General features: G+C 39.8%; 19 protein-coding genes. 16 read left to right on the top strand and 3 right to left on the bottom strand.

Annotation, left to right across the window (positions count from 1 at the left end; translation table 11 throughout):
* Positions 1-168: 168 nt before the first annotated feature.
* The 4 genes from metG (at position 169) to N8M09_RS10235 (ending at position 4,437) form a co-directional block, all read left to right on the top strand.
* On the top strand, positions 169-2,166 hold the full coding sequence (gene metG, locus N8M09_RS10250; RefSeq protein ID WP_261065089.1) for a methionine--tRNA ligase: 1,998 nt from the start codon (positions 169-171) through the stop codon (positions 2,164-2,166).
* Between the two features lie 132 nt (positions 2,167-2,298).
* A complete protein-coding gene (locus N8M09_RS10245; RefSeq protein ID WP_033681893.1) occupies positions 2,299-2,619 on the top strand; it encodes a PadR family transcriptional regulator in 321 nt (106 codons plus the stop codon).
* A gap of 3 nt (positions 2,620-2,622) precedes the next feature.
* Entirely contained in the window at positions 2,623-3,438 is an 816-nt protein-coding gene (locus N8M09_RS10240; protein ID WP_261065088.1) for a hypothetical protein, read from the top strand.
* 72 nt (positions 3,439-3,510) lie between these two features.
* Entirely contained in the window at positions 3,511-4,437 is a 927-nt protein-coding gene (locus N8M09_RS10235; RefSeq protein ID WP_261065087.1) for an aldo/keto reductase, read from the top strand.
* 277 nt (positions 4,438-4,714) lie between these two features.
* Here the strand turns inward: N8M09_RS10235 and trhA are convergent, their stop codons facing one another.
* Positions 4,715-5,362 (bottom strand): PAQR family membrane homeostasis protein TrhA, encoded by a 648-nt coding sequence (trhA, locus tag N8M09_RS10230; protein WP_261065086.1) that lies wholly within the window; start codon positions 5,360-5,362, stop codon positions 4,715-4,717.
* Positions 5,362-5,805, bottom strand: coding sequence for a DUF1836 domain-containing protein (locus N8M09_RS10225; protein ID WP_261065085.1), 444 nt, complete (start codon positions 5,803-5,805; stop codon positions 5,362-5,364). The genes trhA and N8M09_RS10225 overlap by 1 nt, the downstream gene beginning before the upstream one ends.
* Positions 5,806-5,939: 134 nt before the next feature.
* On the opposite strand from N8M09_RS10225, the gene N8M09_RS10220 reads away from it, so the two are divergent.
* From N8M09_RS10220 to trxB, 7 genes are all read left to right on the top strand, one after another.
* Positions 5,940-6,434 carry a GNAT family N-acetyltransferase gene (locus N8M09_RS10220; RefSeq protein ID WP_261065084.1) on the top strand — a complete coding sequence of 165 codons (495 nt, stop codon included), beginning with the start codon at positions 5,940-5,942 and terminating at the stop codon, positions 6,432-6,434.
* The gene (locus N8M09_RS10215; RefSeq protein ID WP_261065083.1) at positions 6,434-6,943 is read left to right on the top strand and encodes a methylated-DNA--[protein]-cysteine S-methyltransferase; all 510 of its coding nucleotides are present in this window, start codon (positions 6,434-6,436) and stop codon (positions 6,941-6,943) included. The genes N8M09_RS10220 and N8M09_RS10215 overlap by 1 nt, the downstream gene beginning before the upstream one ends.
* 12 nt (positions 6,944-6,955) lie before the next feature.
* Positions 6,956-7,312 carry an arsenate reductase family protein gene (locus N8M09_RS10210; protein ID WP_261012746.1) on the top strand — a complete coding sequence of 119 codons (357 nt, stop codon included), beginning with the start codon at positions 6,956-6,958 and terminating at the stop codon, positions 7,310-7,312.
* Between the two features lie 157 nt (positions 7,313-7,469).
* A complete protein-coding gene (locus N8M09_RS10205; RefSeq protein WP_261065082.1) occupies positions 7,470-8,270 on the top strand; it encodes an amino acid ABC transporter permease in 801 nt (266 codons plus the stop codon).
* Positions 8,270-9,013 carry an amino acid ABC transporter ATP-binding protein gene (locus tag N8M09_RS10200; RefSeq protein ID WP_261065081.1) on the top strand — a complete coding sequence of 248 codons (744 nt, stop codon included), beginning with the start codon at positions 8,270-8,272 and terminating at the stop codon, positions 9,011-9,013. The genes N8M09_RS10205 and N8M09_RS10200 overlap by 1 nt, the downstream gene beginning before the upstream one ends.
* Before the next feature lie 77 nt (positions 9,014-9,090).
* Positions 9,091-9,315: a DUF4059 family protein gene (locus N8M09_RS10195; protein WP_000926599.1), complete on the top strand. Its 225-nt coding sequence runs from the start codon at positions 9,091-9,093 to the stop codon at positions 9,313-9,315.
* A gap of 65 nt (positions 9,316-9,380) precedes the next feature.
* The gene (trxB, locus tag N8M09_RS10190; RefSeq protein ID WP_261065080.1) at positions 9,381-10,292 is read left to right on the top strand and encodes a thioredoxin-disulfide reductase; all 912 of its coding nucleotides are present in this window, start codon (positions 9,381-9,383) and stop codon (positions 10,290-10,292) included.
* Positions 10,293-10,402: 110 nt separating this feature from the next.
* On the opposite strand, the gene N8M09_RS10185 is transcribed toward trxB, so the two are convergent.
* Entirely contained in the window at positions 10,403-10,588 is a 186-nt protein-coding gene (locus N8M09_RS10185) for a hypothetical protein (protein ID WP_001068559.1), read from the bottom strand.
* Between the two features lie 225 nt (positions 10,589-10,813).
* Here N8M09_RS10185 and rpiA point away from each other — a divergent pair, with 225 nt between their 5' ends.
* From rpiA to N8M09_RS11265, 5 genes are all read left to right on the top strand, one after another.
* Positions 10,814-11,497, top strand: a complete 684-nt coding sequence (gene rpiA, locus N8M09_RS10180; protein WP_101782589.1) for a ribose-5-phosphate isomerase RpiA — start codon at positions 10,814-10,816, stop codon at positions 11,495-11,497.
* 23 nt (positions 11,498-11,520) lie between these two features.
* Positions 11,521-12,732: a phosphopentomutase gene (locus tag N8M09_RS10175; RefSeq protein WP_261065079.1), complete on the top strand. Its 1,212-nt coding sequence runs from the start codon at positions 11,521-11,523 to the stop codon at positions 12,730-12,732.
* A gap of 1 nt (position 12,733) precedes the next feature.
* A complete protein-coding gene (locus N8M09_RS10170) occupies positions 12,734-13,294 on the top strand; it encodes a DUF1697 domain-containing protein (protein WP_261065078.1) in 561 nt (186 codons plus the stop codon).
* Positions 13,291-14,100 (top strand): purine-nucleoside phosphorylase, encoded by an 810-nt coding sequence (locus N8M09_RS10165; RefSeq protein WP_261065077.1) that lies wholly within the window; start codon positions 13,291-13,293, stop codon positions 14,098-14,100. The genes N8M09_RS10170 and N8M09_RS10165 overlap by 4 nt, the downstream gene beginning before the upstream one ends.
* Before the next feature lie 193 nt (positions 14,101-14,293).
* Positions 14,294-17,023: a galactose-binding domain-containing protein gene (locus N8M09_RS11265; RefSeq protein WP_314726069.1), complete on the top strand. Its 2,730-nt coding sequence runs from the start codon at positions 14,294-14,296 to the stop codon at positions 17,021-17,023.
* The last annotated feature ends 117 nt before the right edge of the window (positions 17,024-17,140 follow it).

Here is a 17,140-nt window from a genome sequence, read left to right as displayed (position 1 = left end):
GGGACTTTTTTTCTACAACAAAATAGGCTCCATAATATCTATAGGGGATTTACCCACTACAAATATTATAGAGCCTTTTTGTATAGATTTCCCTATCGAAAATTATTAAAAATGTGATATAATGAAGTGTTAGAAAAACAGGTTTCATTTGCCTGGAAAGGAAAAATTATGTCTGAAAAGAATTTTTATATTACAACACCGATTTACTATCCATCTGGAAAACTTCATATCGGATCTGCCTACACAACCATTGCTTGTGATGTCCTAGCACGTTACAAACGCCTGATGGGTTACGATGTCTTTTATCTGACAGGTCTTGATGAACATGGTCAGAAAATCCAGCAGAAAGCGGAAGAAGCTGGCATTACACCACAAGCTTATGTTGATGGAATGGCAGTTGGAGTTAAAGAACTCTGGCAATTACTCGATATCTCATACGATAAGTTTATTCGCACAACTGATGACTACCATGAAAAAGTAGTGGCGCAAGTCTTTGAACGCTTGCTGGCTCAAGATGATATTTACTTGGGTGAATACTCCGGTTGGTACTCAGTATCAGATGAGGAATTCTTTACAGAAAGCCAGCTTGCGGAAGTTTTCCGTGATGAAGCTGGAAATGTGACTGGCGGTATTGCTCCATCAGGCCACGAAGTGGAATGGGTATCTGAAGAGTCTTATTTCCTTCGCCTCAGCAAATACCAAGATCGTTTGGTAGACTTTTTCCAAGCTCATCCTGAATTTATCACTCCAGATGGTCGTCTGAATGAAATGCTTCGCAACTTCATCGAACCAGGTTTGGAAGATTTGGCAGTTTCTCGTACAACCTTTACATGGGGAGTACCAGTCCCATCAAATCCAAAACACGTTGTCTACGTTTGGATTGATGCCCTTCTTAACTATGCGACAGCTCTTGGCTACGGTCAAGATGAACATGGTAACTTTGACAAGTTCTGGAATGGAACAGTTTTCCACATGGTAGGAAAAGACATCCTTCGTTTCCACTCAATCTATTGGCCAATCCTTCTTATGATGTTGGATATCAAATTGCCAGATCGTTTGATTGCTCATGGTTGGTTCGTCATGAAAGACGGTAAAATGTCTAAGTCTAAAGGGAATGTCGTTTACCCTGAAATGTTGGTAGAGCGTTATGGATTAGATCCACTTCGTTACTACCTCATGCGTAGCCTTCCAGTTGGTTCAGACGGAACCTTCACTCCAGAAGACTATGTAGGCCGTATCAACTACGAATTGGCCAATGACCTTGGAAACCTCCTCAATCGTACGGTTTCTATGATTAACAAGTACTTTGATGGACAAATTCCAGCCTATGTAGAGGGTGTAACAGAGTTTGACCATGCTCTTGCTGAGGTTGCAGAACAATCAATTGCAGACTACCACACACACATGGAAGCAGTTGACTACCCACGTGCTCTTGAAGCAGTCTGGACTCTGATCTCTCGTACCAATAAATACATCGATGAGACCGCACCATGGGTCTTGGCTAAGGATGAAGCACTTCGTGACCAATTAGCAAGTGTCATGAGTCACTTGGCAGCTAGTCTTCGTATCGTCGCTCACTTGATTGAACCATTTATGATGGAAACCAGTCGTGCACTCTTGAATCAACTTGGCTTGGAAGAAGTAGCTAGCCTTGAAAACTTGAGCTTGGCTGACTTCCCAGCAGATGTGACTGTAGTTGCCAAAGGAACACCAATCTTCCCACGTCTGGATATGGAAGAAGAAATCGCCTATATCAAGGAACAAATGGAAGGCAACAAACCAGCGGTCGAAAAAGAGTGGAACCCAGACGAAGTTGAACTCAAACTAAACAAGGAAGAAATCAAGTTTGAAGACTTTGACAAGGTTGAAATCCGTGTCGCAGAAGTCAAAGAAGTGTCTAAAGTAGAAGGTTCAGATAAGTTGCTTCAATTCCGCTTGGATGCTGGTGATGGTGAAGACCGTCAAATCCTCTCAGGAATTGCCAAATACTATCCAAACGAACAAGAATTGGTCGGCAAGAAAGTTCAAATCGTTGCTAACCTCAAACCTCGTAAAATGATGAAGAAATATGTCAGCCAAGGGATGATCCTATCAGCTGAACATGACGGAAAATTAACCCTTCTCACAGTTGATCCAGCTGTACCAAACGGAAGTGTGATTGGGTAAAAATAGACAGGACTAGTTCATGCTAGTTCTGTTTTTTTCTTTAACTAATATGCTTTACAAACTAGTGTGAAAGTGGTATATTATAGATGAAACTACTAGTAGGTATTACAAAATAGATAGAAGGGGGAAGGGATGAAGGAAACTCAACTATTAAAAGGTGTTCTTGAAGGTTGTGTCTTGGATATGATCGGTCAAAAAGAGCGATATGGTTATGAGTTGGTTCAAACTTTGCGAGAGGCTGGATTTGACACTATCGTTCCAGGAACTATTTATCCTTTGTTGCAAAAGTTAGAAAAAAATCAATGGATAAGAGGTGATATGCGTCCGTCACCAGATGGTCCAGATCGGAAGTATTTTTCGTTAACTAAAGAAGGAAAAGAGCGTGTCTCAGTCTTTTGGCAACAATGGGACGATTTGAGTCAAAAAGTTGAAGGGATTAAGAATGGGGGTTAAACCATGAAGAAAATGAAGTATTATGAAGAAACAAACAATTTGTTGCATGAATTTTCTGAGGAGAATCAGCAGTATTTTGAGGAGCTGTGGGATAGTTTTAATCTTGCTGGATTTCTCTATGATGAGGACTATCTCAGAGAGCAGATTTATTTGATTATGTTAGATTTCTCAGAAGCAGAACGAGATGGCATGAGTGCAGAGGATTATCTAGGTAAGAATCCTAAAAAAATAATGAAAGAGATTCTCAAGGAAGCACCACGCAGTTCTATCAAGGAGTCCTTTTTAACACCAATTTTTGTCCTAGCGATATTACGCTACTATCATCTACTGGGTGATTTTTCTAAAGGTCCTCTCTTAACAGTCAATTTGCTTACTTTTTTAGGGCAACTTCTTCTTTTTCTGGTCGGATTTGGGCTTGTAGCCACAATCTTACGTTGGGGCTTAGTCCAAGATTCTCCTAAAATGAAAATTGGCACCTATATTGTCGTTGGAATTCTTGTTCTGCTAGTTGTTCTGGGATATGTAGGAATAGGAAGTTTTGTACAAGAAGGAGCATTTTATCTTCCTGCTCCCTGGGATAGTTTGTCTGTCTTTACGATTTCCCTAGTCATCAGTATTTGGAATTGGAAAGAACCGATTTTTCGTCCATTTGTTAGTATGATTATTGCCCATCTTGTGGTAGGTTCTCTGCTTCGTTACTATGAGTGGATGGGAATTTCAAATGTTTTTCTTACAAAGATTATTCCTTTAGCTGTTCTTTTTATTGGCATTTTTCTCTTGTTCCGTGGGTTTAAGAAGATAAAATGGAGTAAAATATAGCCAAAAAGCCGTTGCAAAGCGGTTTTTTGTTATAATTAAATGAAGAATGTAGAATCAAAGGAGAAAAATTTGATGAGATACATAACTCTTGGTCAAGATGACAAAGAATTATCAGAAATTGTTCTCGGAATGATGAGAATAAAAGATAAGTCTGTAAAAGAAGTTGAAGAGCTTGTAGAAACAGCACTTTCTGTTGGAATCAATGCTTTTGACTTGGCTGATATATATGGTCTTGGTCGTTGTGAAGAACTGTTAGGTCTTGTCCTAAAAAATCGTCCAGATTTAAGAGAAGAGATGTGGATTCAGTCCAAATGTGGCATTCGCATTGAAGAATTTACCTATTTTGATTTTTCTAAGGACTATATTATAAAATCAGTAGACGGTATTTTGCAAAGATTGAAGATTGATCATCTAGATAGCTTGCTTCTTCATCGACCAGATGCTTTGATGGAATCTGACCAAGTAGCAGAAGCCTTTGATCTCCTTTATAAACAAGGTAAGGTTCGAAATTTTGGAGTTTCTAATCAAAATCCTATGATGATGGAGTTACTTAAAAAAGATGTCAAGCAGCCGTTAGCTGTTAATCAGCTACAATTGAGTGCGGCTTTTACTCCAGGATTCGAATCAGGTTTTCATGCTAATATGGAAGATAGTCAAGCAGCTATGCGAGATGGCAGCATTTTTGAATATTGCAAATTACACGATGTGGTCATTCAAGCATGGTCTGTCTTACAATTCGGGTATTTTAAAGGGAATTTTGTTGGAAACGAGAAATTTCAAGCTTTAAATCAAGTACTTGATCGTTTAGCTATTAAATATGGTGTAACCCCTTCGACTATTGCTATTTCTTGGATATTGCGTTATCCAGCAAAAATGCAGGCAGTCGTAGGTACAACAAATCCAAAGCATTTGATAGAAGCTAGCCAAGCAACAAACTTTAGCTTAACAAGAAAAGAATGGTATGAAATTTACATCGCTGCAGGGAATGATTTACCTTAGGAAAAAATGCATTTAAAGAAATTACAGTCAAAAAAACGTTGCAAAACGTTTTTTTGTTATGTGACCATTTGTCTGTCTTGATTCGTTAGGTACGGTTCATTAACGGGTGAGTGTTTATGATTTAACTATTCTGATTTACATACTATCAGGGAAGCGGTATCCCATAATTGACGGCACGCTAGTAGGTACTATAAAATGGACTAGAGTACATTTTTGATTGGGTATGAAACATCATAGAGAATAAAAATAGGTTAGGATTTTTTCTCCTAACCTATTTTTACATGTAATAAACAATGGCAATGTATTGGAGGGCAGATGCGGCTAGGATAAAGAGATGCCAAATCATGTGGAAATAAGGTTTTTTCTTGGCGTAAAATCCAGCCCCAACTGTATAACAGAGTCCGCCAGTTACCATGAGACTCCAAAAGATTGGAGTTGTTTGACTGATAATGGCAGGAATGATAGCTAGAACCAACCAGCCCATAATCAGGTAAAGAGCAAGGCTAAATTTCTCATTGACTTTTTTAGCAAAGATTTTATAGAGAATACCAAAGATGGTCGTTCCCCACTGGATGGCAATAATCAGATAGCCAAACCAGTTATTCATCAAAGTCACGACGACTGGAGTATAAGAGCCTGCGATAGCCACATAAATCATCGAATGGTCAATGATTCGCAAGACATATTTGTGGGTCGAACCATAGGCCATAGAGTGATAAATGGTGGATGATAGAAACATGAGAAAGAGACTAATAACGAAAATGGAAACGCCGATAGATGATAAAAATCCGTGTGTCTCATAGCTATAGGTGGATGAAATAGGCAGTAAGATGAGCATGATGACTGCACCTACGGCATGGGTTACACTATTAGCAATCTCCTCTCCAAAACTGAGTTGTTTGCTGAGCTTTATGCTTGTATTCATTAGATTTCCTCCTCTTGAGTATGATGGATTAAGGCTAGAGTTTGATGATAGAGTTTAACGGTTTGGCAGCTGGTTTGGATAATGGGGTTAGCTGGGTCAATTCCGTGATTCATGTAGTTTACAAAAGCATCGTAGAGTTGGTCTGAACTTGCTTGATTTTGTAGAGTATTAAGTGTCTGTGCTATTTCTTGAATAGAGAATACCGACTTGAGGGTTGTAATAGCAATCAAACGGGCAATCTGTTGGCGTTGGTATTTTTTCTTGTCAGGCTTTGTTAGGTAACCATGTTTTACATAGTTATTGACCATGGATGCTGTTAGGCCCTTGTCTTTATCAGGAGAGATAGGGGCGCAGACCTGATTGACATAGAGCAAAACTTGGTCCAGATAGAGGTCAATATTTGGGATTTCTGCCCATTTTGGGTAGGAAAAGGTGGTTTTCATTTTCAACTCCTTTTTATCTAGTTTTAATAACTAGATTATAAAATAACAAAAATAAAAAGTCAAGTTTTAACTGCTTGTGAAAAGGCTTAAATTATGCTATGATGGGAGAAACTAGTCAGAAATGAGGAGAAAAGATGGAGATTCGTTTAGCTTTTCCAAATGAAGTAGATACCATCATGCAAGTGATGAAGGATGCTAAAAAATGTTTAGCAGATGCTGGTAGTGACCAGTGGCAAAATGGCTATCCAAATGCTGATATTATTATTGAGGATATTATCTCAGGTCAAGCCTACGTAGCCTTGGAAGAGGGAGAACTACTAGCCTATGCAGCTGTGACCAAAAGTCCAGAGGCAGCCTATGAAGCCATTTATGAAGGAAAATGGCAAGCTGGAGAGTCTGAATACCTAGTCTTTCACCGTATTGCTGTGGCAGCAGATGTCCAGGGACAGGGGATTGCTCAGACTTTCCTAGAAGGCTTGATTGAAGGATTTGATTATCTAGATTTTCGCTCAGATACGCATGTTGCAAACAAGGCCATGCAGCATATTTTTGAAAAACTAGGTTTTAAACAGGTTGGTAAGGTTCCAGTTGATGGCGAACGCTTGGCCTATCAAAAATTGAAGAAATAATGCAAAAGAAGTACGCAAAAATGCTCTACTCTTCGCCAATAGGAACCTTGTCTTTGGTTGCCGACGAGCAATATCTGTATGGCATTTGGATGCAGGGCCAGAAGCATTTTGAGAGGGGACTAGGAGATGAGACTATAGAAGCAGTTGTTAGTCATCCCATTTTAGACCCAGTTATTGCTTGCTTAGATGCTTACTTTAAAGGCAAGCCTCAAGATTTATCATACTTGCCCTTGGCGCCAATCGGAACGGATTTTGAAAAGCGGGTCTGGGCCTACTTACAGAGCATTCCTTATGGTCAAATAGTGACCTATGGGCAAATAGCACAAGATTTGCAAGTGGCTTCTGCTCAAGCAATTGGTGGAGCAGTGGGGCGGAATCCTTGGTCTATCCTAGTACCTTGTCATCGTGTGCTGGGAGCTGGCAAGCGTCTGACTGGTTATGCAGCAGGAGTGGAAAAGAAAGCTTGGCTCTTGGAGCATGAAGGCGCAGATTTTAAAGATATAAAATAGAAAGTGAAAGATATGTTAGAATTTATCGAATACCCAAAATGTTCAACTTGTAAAAAAGCAAAACAAGAATTAAACCAACTCGGTGTGGACTATAAAGCCGTTCATATCGTCGAAGAAACACCTAGCCAAGAAGTCATTTTAAACTGGCTAGAAACCTCAGGGTTCGAGTTGAAGCAATTTTTCAATACCAGTGGGATCAAATACCGTGAATTAGGGTTGAAAGATAAGGTAGGAAGTCTGTCAAACCAAGAAGCAGCTGAGTTGCTAGCAAGTGACGGTATGTTGTTAAAACGACCCATTTTAGTAGAAAATGGAACTGTTAAGCAAATTGGTTATCGAAAACTTTATGAAGAATTGGGATTGAAATAGTTTTTACTTATCTCTTTGATAGATAAAATATATAACCTCCCTGTTTAAAAGTATGATAAACTAATAGGTAGACAAAGTCTGTATCTGACCGTAGCAAATAATTTCATTGACGGCAGAAGTATGGTAGAATGAATCATTATCAGGAGAGGATGTTTTTATGAATGTTACAACGATTTTAGCATCAGATTGGTACCAAAACTTGATGCAAATGATTCCGGATGGCAAGCTTTTTAGCCTGCGTTCGGTCTTTGATGGAATTCCAAGAATTGTCCAACAACTTCCAACAACGATTATGTTGACCATTGGTGGTGCTCTTTTTGGCTTGGTTTTGGCACTTCTTTTTGCCATTGTGAAAATCAATCGTGTCAAAATTTTATATCCCTTGCAGGCCTTCTTTGTTAGTTTCTTAAAAGGGACACCGATTTTGGTGCAACTCATGTTGACCTACTACGGAATTCCTTTGGTTTTGAAAGCCCTCAATCAGCAATGGGGTACTGGTCTCAATATCAATGCGATTCCAGCCGCTGCTTTTGCGATTGTTGCCTTTGCTTTCAATGAGGCAGCCTATGCCAGTGAAACCATTCGTGCAGCGATTCTCTCAGTCAATCCTGGTGAGATTGAGGCGGCACGCAGTTTAGGTATGACCCGAGTACAAGTTTATCGTCGAGTGATTATTCCAAATGCGGCCGTTGTGGCGACTCCAACCTTAATCAATTCCCTAATCGGCTTGACCAAGGGAACTTCCCTAGCCTTCAGTGCGGGTGTTGTGGAAGTCTTTGCCCAAGCTCAGATTTTGGGTGGAGCCGATTATCGTTACTTTGAGCGCTTCATCTCCGTTGCCCTTGTTTATTGGGTAGTCAATATTGGAATTGAGAGCCTCGGTCGTTTCATCGAGAGAAAAATGGCTATTTCTGCACCCGATACAGTGCAAACAGATGTGAAAGGAGATCTTCGTTAATGATTAAGATTTCGAATTTAAGCAAATCCTTTTCAGGACAGACTGTCTTGGATCATCTGAACTTGGATATTCAAAAAGGGGAAGTTGTAGCCTTGATTGGTTCTTCAGGAGCTGGAAAATCAACCTTTCTTCGCAGTCTCAATTATCTTGAAACACCTGACAGTGGCTCGATTCAGATTGATGATTTCTCAGTTGATTTTTCTAAGATCACTCAAGAAGAAATCCTTGCCCTACGCCGTAAGCTGTCCATGGTTTTCCAACAGTTTAATTTGTTTGAACGCCGTACAGCACTTGATAATGTGAAAGAAGGCTTGGTTGTTGTCAAGAAATTATCTGACCAAGAAGCAACTAAGATTGCCAAGGAAGAATTGGCTAAGGTTGGACTTTCTGACCGTGAAAACCATTACCCTCGCCATTTATCAGGTGGACAGAAGCAACGGGTTGCCTTGGCGCGTGCTCTCGCTATGAAACCAGATGTCTTGCTCTTAGACGAACCAACTTCAGCCCTTGACCCAGAATTGGTCGGTGAAGTAGAAAAGTCTATTGCAGATGCTGCTAAGTCAGGTCAAACCATGATTTTGGTCAGTCATGACATGTCCTTTGTAGCCCAAGTGGCTGATAAGATTCTCTTCTTAGATAAGGGGAAAATCATCGAGTCTGGAACACCGGATGAGATTATCCACTATCCTAAAGAAGAGCGGACAAAAGAATTCTTCGCTAGTTACAAACGGACTTATATTTGATATAATAGATAAAGAAAAACTCAGTTAGCTGGACTAGCTGAGTTTACTCTTTAAAAAAGATAGAAATGAGAGAAATCATGCTACTGCAACTATTTTCTTTATATTTCGAGAGTTTGATCTTGACCACCATCCTCGTCCTGATTTTTTTAGGGATTTGGATTGGACTGAGAGCCATGTCGGGAGTTGATAAGACAGCTAAGGCTCGCCAAGCCCATCTCTATGATATGATTATGATTGGGGTCTTGGTTGTTCCAGTATTATCCTTTGCGGTTATGAGTTTAATTCTTGTTTTCAAGGCATAATCCTTGCATGATTGACAAGAAAGAGTTAGAATAAAGATAGTTACAACAAGAAAGAAGGAAACTATATGTACGATACTATTATTATCGGTGCTGGACCTGCAGGGATGACTGCAGCCTTGTATGCTGCTCGAAGCAATCTCAAAGTAGCCTTGATTGAAGGTGGTCTGCCGGGTGGTCAGATGAATAATACCTCTGATATCGAAAATTACCCAGGATACGCTAATATTAGTGGGCCAGAATTGGCTGAAAAGATGTTTGAACCGCTTGAAAATCTTGGTGTTGAGCATATTTATGGTTATGTTGAAAATGTCCAAGATCATGGTGATTTTAAGAAAGTGATTACTGATGACCAAACATATGAAACACGTACAGTTATCGTAGCAACTGGTTCTAAACACCGTCCTTTGGGAGTGCCTGGAGAAGAAGAACTGAACAGTCGTGGTGTTTCTTACTGTGCCGTGTGTGATGGTGCTTTCTTCCGTGACCAAGATTTATTGGTAGTCGGTGGTGGAGATTCAGCTGTTGAAGAAGCCCTCTTCTTGACTCGTTTTGCTAAGACTGTTACCATTGTTCACCGTCGTGACCAGCTTCGTGCACAAAAAGTGTTACAAGACCGCGCCTTTGCTAATGAGAAAATCAGCTTTATCTGGGATTCTGTAGTGAAGGAAATCAAGGGTGAAAACCGGGTAGAATCTGTCGTATTTGAAAATGTGAAAACAGGTCAAGTGACTGAGCAAGCCTTCGGTGGTGTCTTTATCTATGTTGGCTTGGACCCTCTTAGCGATTTTGTTAAAGAATTGAATATCCAAGATCAGGCTGGCTGGATTGTGACAGATAACCACATGAAAACTGCAGTTGATGGTATCTTTGCAGTTGGAGATGTTCGCTTGAAAGATCTTCGCCAAGTAACAACAGCAGTTGGAGATGGAGCTATCGCTGGTCAAGAAGCCTACAAGTTTATCACCGAACATAGTTAATTATAAAAACGCATAGTATCAGATTTACAAGCCTTGATATTATGCGTTTTGTTGTAGGAATATTTACTTCATTTTCTACTGAAATTGAGTTTTGCCAGCCTCTTATATTTTTAGAAAAATCCTTTAATCTTGCTAACGAGGCCATCTAGACCTTCTGAACCAGAAATCAACTGCTGAGCTTGAGAGAAGTATTCTCCAAGTTGTTCTTGATTTTCTGCAACGAATGTCTTAGCAGCTTCGAAATCTTTTGTTTCGATTAACTCTTTTACTTGATTAAACAAATCTAATGGGTTCATCTTATTTCTCCTTTTCTGTACTTAATTATTTAACCATCTTTATGATAAAAAATCAACTGTTGCTGCTTTTGGCTAGGACCTGTTTTTATCTACAAGTTCTCATAACTAAGATTCTAACTACCAAAACAAGGTGGACATAAAAATGTTCGGGTTTTTCTAGTGCATCCATGAAATAAAAACGGATACATGGTATAATAGAGGTAGCTCTTTAATGGAGGTGTTTGAGTGGAAAATCTGAAGAAAATGGCAGGTATCAAGGCTGCTGAGTTTGTCAAGGATGGCATGGTAGTCGGACTTGGAACGGGGTCTACTGCCTATTATTTCGTAGAAGAAATCGGTCGTCGTATCAAGGAAGAAGGATTGCAGATTACAGCTGTAACGACTTCTAGTGTGACTAGTAAACAGGCTGAAGGGCTTAATATCCCACTCAAGTCTATTGACCAAGTAGACTTTGTCGATGTGACAGTCGACGGGGCGGATGAAGTGGATAATCAGTTTAATGGAATCAAAGGTGGTGGTGGTGCCCTTCTGATGGAGAAGGTTGTCGCAACGCCCTCAAAAGAATATATTTGGGTGGTGGATGAAAGCAAGCTGGTCGAAAAACTAGGTGCTTTTAAATTGCCAGTAGAAGTGGTTCAGTATGGCGCAGAACAGGTCTTTCGTCGTTTTGAGCGAGCTGGCTACAAACCAAGTTTCCGTGAAAAAGACGGCCAACGTTTTGTGACCGATATGCAGAATTTTATCATTGACCTTGCCTTGGATGTCATTGAAGATCCAATTATTTTCGGACAAGAATTGGACCATGTGGTTGGCGTCGTGGAACACGGCTTATTCAACCAAATGGTGGATAAGGTCATCGTTGCTGGACGAGATGGAGTTCAGATTTTAACTTCAACAAAAGCAAAATAATCAAAATAATAAGGAGATACACTATGTCAAAATTTAATCGTATTCACTTGGTTGTACTTGATTCTGTGGGAATCGGCGCTGCACCAGATGCCAATAACTTTGTCAATGCAGGAGTTCCAGATGGAGCTTCTGACACATTAGGACACATTTCAAAAGCAGTTGGTTTGAATGTCCCAAACATGGCTAAAATTGGTCTTGGAAATATTCCTCGAGAAACTCCTCTTAAGACTGTTCCAGCTGAAAGCAATCCAACAGGATATGCAACAAAATTGGAAGAAGTATCTCTTGGTAAGGATACTATGACTGGGCACTGGGAAATCATGGGCCTTAACATTACTGAGCCTTTCGATACTTTCTGGAACGGATTCCCAGAAGAAATCTTGACAAAAATTGAAGAATTCTCAGGGCGTAAGGTCATTCGTGAAGCCAACAAACCTTACTCAGGTACAGCTGTTATCGATGATTTTGGACCACGTCAGATGGAAACTGGAGAGTTGATTATCTATACTTCAGCTGACCCTGTTTTGCAAATTGCTGCCCACGAAGATATTATTCCTTTGGACGAATTGTACCGTATTTGTGAATATGCTCGTTCGATTACCCTTGAGCGCCCTGCTCTTCTAGGTCGTATCATTGCCCGTCCATATGTTGGTGAACCAGGTAACTTCACTCGTACGGCAAATCGTCGTGACTTGGCCGTTTCTCCATTTGCACCAACTGTTTTGGATAAATTGAACGAAGCAGGTATCGATACTTACGCTGTTGGTAAAATCAACGATATCTTTAACGGTGCTGGTATCAATCATGACATGGGCCACAACAAGTCAAACAGCCACGGAATTGATACATTATTGAAGACCATGGGACTTGCTGAATTTGAAAAAGGATTCTCCTTCACAAACTTAGTTGACTTTGATGCCCTTTATGGACACCGTCGTAATGCTCATGGCTACCGTGATTGCTTGCATGAGTTTGATGAACGCTTGCCTGAAATTATCGCAGCCATGAGAGAGAATGATCTTCTTTTGATTACTGCGGACCATGGAAATGACCCAACCTATGCAGGAACTGACCACACTCGTGAATACATTCCGCTTTTAGCTTACAGTCCTTGCTTTAAAGGAAATGGTGTCATTCCAGTTGGACATTTTGCAGATATCTCAGCGACAGTTGCGGCTAACTTTGGTGTTGAAACTGCCATGATTGGGGAAAGTTTCTTAGATAAATTGGTATAAGATGAAACGCTATGCTTTACTGGTAAGGGGCATTAATGTCGGTGGGAAAAATAAAGTTGTCATGGCGCAACTTCGTCAAGAATTGACAGAGTTGGGACTGGAAAAAGTTGAAACCTACATCAACAGTGGCAATATTTTCTTTACTTCGACAGATGCCAAAGCCCGATTGGTCGAAATGTTAGAGGCTTTCTTTGAAGTCCATTATCCATTTATTCAGAGCTTTTCTTTACTGAGTCTAGAGGAATTTGAAGCGGAACTTGAAAATCTGCCTGAATGGTGGACCAAAGATTTGGCACGAAAGGATGTCCTCTTTTACACTGAGGTCTTAGATGTGGATCAAGTCATCGAGAAAGTGAACAGTTTGGAACTGGAAGATGAAGTCGTTCATTTTGGAAGACTTGGGATTTTCTGGGGGAAATTCTCTGAAGAATCCTACTATGCAACTGCTTATCACAAATACTTACTCAAGATGCCTTTCTACCGCCAAATCACCATTCGCAATGCAAAAACCTTTGACAAAATCGGTCAAATGCTACAAAATTATAAAGGAGACACACAATGACATTTTTAGATAAAATCAAGGAAACAGCTGCTTTCCTGAAAGACAAGGGAATCCAAGCGCCTGAGTTCGGTCTAATTCTTGGATCAGGTCTGGGAGAATTGGCAGAAGAAATCGAAAATCCAGTTGTAGTAGACTATGCGGATATCCCAAACTGGGGCCGTTCAACAGTAGTTGGTCACGCTGGTAAATTGGTATATGGGGAACTTGCAGGTCGCAAGGTTTTGGCTCTTCAAGGTCGTTTCCATTTCTACGAAGGAAATCCTCTGGAAGTCGTGACTTTCCCAGTACGTGTCATGAAAGTTCTTGGATGTGAAGGTGTTATTGTAACCAATGCTGCTGGTGGTATTGGATATGGGCCTGGTACTTTGATGGCTATCTCAGACCATATCAACATGACAGGTCAAAATCCATTGATGGGTGAAAACTTGGATGACTTTGGTCCACGTTTCCCTGATATGTCTAAAGCCTACACACCAGAATACCGTGCAACTGCCCATGAAGTGGCTAAAAAACTTGGTATCAAGCTTGATGAAGGTGTCTATATCGGTGTAACCGGTCCGACTTATGAAACCCCAGCAGAAATTCGTGCCTATAAGACATTGGGAGCAGATGCCGTTGGTATGTCCACTGTTCCTGAAGTTATCGTGGCAGCACACTCCGGCTTGAAAGTTCTAGGAATTTCATGTATTACTAACCATGCTGCTGGCTTCCAGGAAGAACTCAACCACGAAGAAGTTGTGGAAGTAACAGAACGTGTTAAAGGTGACTTCAAAGGCTTGCTGAAAGCAATTCTTGCTGAATTGTAAAAAAATTGGTGATGGCATTAGATTAGAAATGAAAGTTTCAGTTCTCATCACATTTAGTAGAGAAGATTAGGTTTGTTGTGATTAAAAAATGAACAAAAATCCAATCAACTACTATATCTTTAGTAAAAATTTATCACATGCTTATTTATCAATTATTGGTAAATAGGGAAAAATAAAAGAAAGTTAGAAAAGAATGAAAATTGGTCAACGAATAATGCGTTTTGGCATAAAAAAATTAAGTATCGGAGTTGTATCTGTTGCAGTTGGTTTTGTTTTTTTAGCACCAACAGGAATTTCTGCAAATGAAGGAAGTCCAGTTGTGAAAAACGAAACTCCTCTAGTAGTAAATGCAACGGATAGTCCGACAAAACTAGAAAATACTGATAAAAAACAGGAAACGCCTCTTATAGAGGAAAGAGAGGCAGTTATCCAACCAGCTCCGGAAACAAAAGAAGTCCTTAAAAATCAGAAGGAAGAAAAGCTGGAATCCCATAAAACAGAGTCTGCTCTAGTTCCTGAAGAAGTGAATAGAGAGGAAAAGGTAAAGGATGAGTCTACAACTTCTCGTCCTGTGACAGCAGAAGATCTTTTAAAAATATCAAAAGGAGAACTGCACTCAGAAAATGATTTGCTTGACAATTCTCTTTACGGTGAAAAAGTCCTTGATTTAGAAGGTGATGATGATCAGGATGGTATCAAAAATAAGGATGAGCTTTATGTTTATCGTAAAGATGGTAAGGACTATTTAGGATATAACAGTCATCCATTACTGGCAGACAGTGATGGAGACGGATTAGCAGATGGGGAAGATGATAATAAGAAACAATGGTATGTTACAGATCGAGATGCTCTTCTCTTTATGGAGTTATCCTATCGTGATGATGACTATATCGAAAAAATTCTAGATCATAAAAATCCATTTCCTAGTCTCTACTTGAATCGTCAAGAATATAAGATGATGCACAATGAGTTAGCCCCGTTTTGGAAGATGAAAAAAGCTTACCATACAGCTAGTGGTTTGGATGCTTATCTATTTGAAACTAAGAGTGATTTTCCTTATTTAAAAGACAATACTGTTCAAATGTTGGCTATACGTGGGACAAGACTGAATGATGCAAAAGATTTGAGAACGGACTTGACCTTGCTAGGAGGAAATAAACCTGCACAAGCGGATGATATCCGCAATGTGGTAAAAGAATTGGCGCAGGATTCCAGCATTACCAATCTGTATATGACAGGCCATTCTTTAGGAGGCTATCTAGCTCAAATAGCAGCAGTTGAAGCTTATCAGAAATATCCTACTTTTTATAATAATGTTTTGAAAAAAGTGACAACATTTAATGCGCCTAAGGTCATTACTTCAAGGACAATCTGGAATGCCAAAAATGGTTTCTGGGATGTAGGACTAGAAAGTCGGAAGCTTGCTGTAAATGGAAAAATTAAACATTATGTAGTGGATAACGACAATGTGGTTACATCTGTGCTACAAAATGATAGTGATGTGGTGACATCTACAGGAAGTGCCAATGTTAAACACCGTTCGCGTGGCTATTTTGAAAGCCGTATGAATGATATTCCAAACTTTAATATTGGAAAACGAACAACATTGGACAAGCAGGGTTACCGTGATCCAAAACTGGAAAAAATTTCTTTCTTTAAGAAACAACAACTCCCTCTGTCATCTAGTCAACCAAGCGCTGAACCTCTTGAAAATATAGCTCTAGGGAAACGGGTTACCCAAAGTTCGACAGCTTTTGGAGGTGACGCTAGAAGGGCTGTAGATGGAAAAGTTGATGGGAATTATGCTCATCATTCTGTAACGCATACAGAGTTTCAATCTAAGCCTTGGTGGCAAGTCGATTTAGACAAGGAAGAAACGATTCGTCAAATCAATATCTATAATCGAACAGATACTGCTCAGGATAGGCTTACCAATTTTAATGTGATTCTTTTAGATAGTTCTGGGAAAGAAATTGAAAGAAAGCGCATTGCATCTCTGAAAGATATCTCTGCACAAATTGCAATTGACTATAAAAAAGCTCGTTTTGTCCGCATTGAGTTAGATGGTTACAATGCTCTCAGTCTCGCAGAAGTTCAAGTCTTGCGTGCTGAGAATATCGCATGGAAAAAGCAAGCACGTCAAAGCTCTACCGAGTTTGGAGGAGATGCTAGTCGTGCTCTAGATGGAAATACTAATAGTAACTACAGCCAGCAATCAATTACTCATACAAAATTTGAAAACCAGCCTTGGTGGGAAGTTGATTTAGGTCGTACAGAACAGGTAGGACTTGTCCGCCTTTATAATCGTGGAGATGGCGAACTTTCCAAACGTTTGGCAGATTTTGATGTGATTTTATATGATGAAAAAGGGACAGAAGTTACTAGACAGTATGTTTCTAAACTTGACGGAACGAGCTTGGATGTTCAATTAAATGGCAAGTTGGGTCGCCGTGTCCGTATTCAACTACGTCAAAAAAATCAAGCTCTCAGTCTTGCTGAAGTAGAAGTATTTCGATTTATAGCTAAGAATGCTGTGACAACACCAACTTCTAAGCCAGTACAAGTGTTAAATTACACTCTTGTAAAAGATAAAACCCTAACTATTCAGCATAGTGGAGCTTACATTGCACGCTATTCTATAACTTGGGAAGAAGTTACAGTAGATAAAAATGGTCATTCAGTTGTTCGCAGTCATTCTTGGGAAGGAAATGGACGTAACCAGATTGCAGGTTTTGTACTCAACCTTCCAATTAAAGAAAATATGAGAAATCTTCGAATTGAGATCGAAAAGAGAACAGGTCTTATCTGGAATAGATGGCAAACAATCTATGACAACAGCCCTCTTCTCGCCCAACCACATCGGAAAATCACTCATTGGGGTACGACATTGAATTCCAAGGTGAGTGACGATGATGTCTTGTAATCTGATGATACAATGACAGTTAGTTTGTCTAGTTTATAAGAAAGTACTACCTGAGCTTGAATAGAACTCAGGTAGCTTTCTATGAGAGAAAAAAATAAAACAGAAAGGTAGAGCGCG

It is taken from the genome of Streptococcus mitis (genome assembly GCF_946190375.1).
In the GTDB taxonomy this organism is placed as follows: domain Bacteria; phylum Bacillota; class Bacilli; order Lactobacillales; family Streptococcaceae; genus Streptococcus; species Streptococcus mitis_CJ.
Note: the sequence above shows the minus strand (reverse complement) of the source record. Positions and strands in the feature narration are given on the sequence as shown.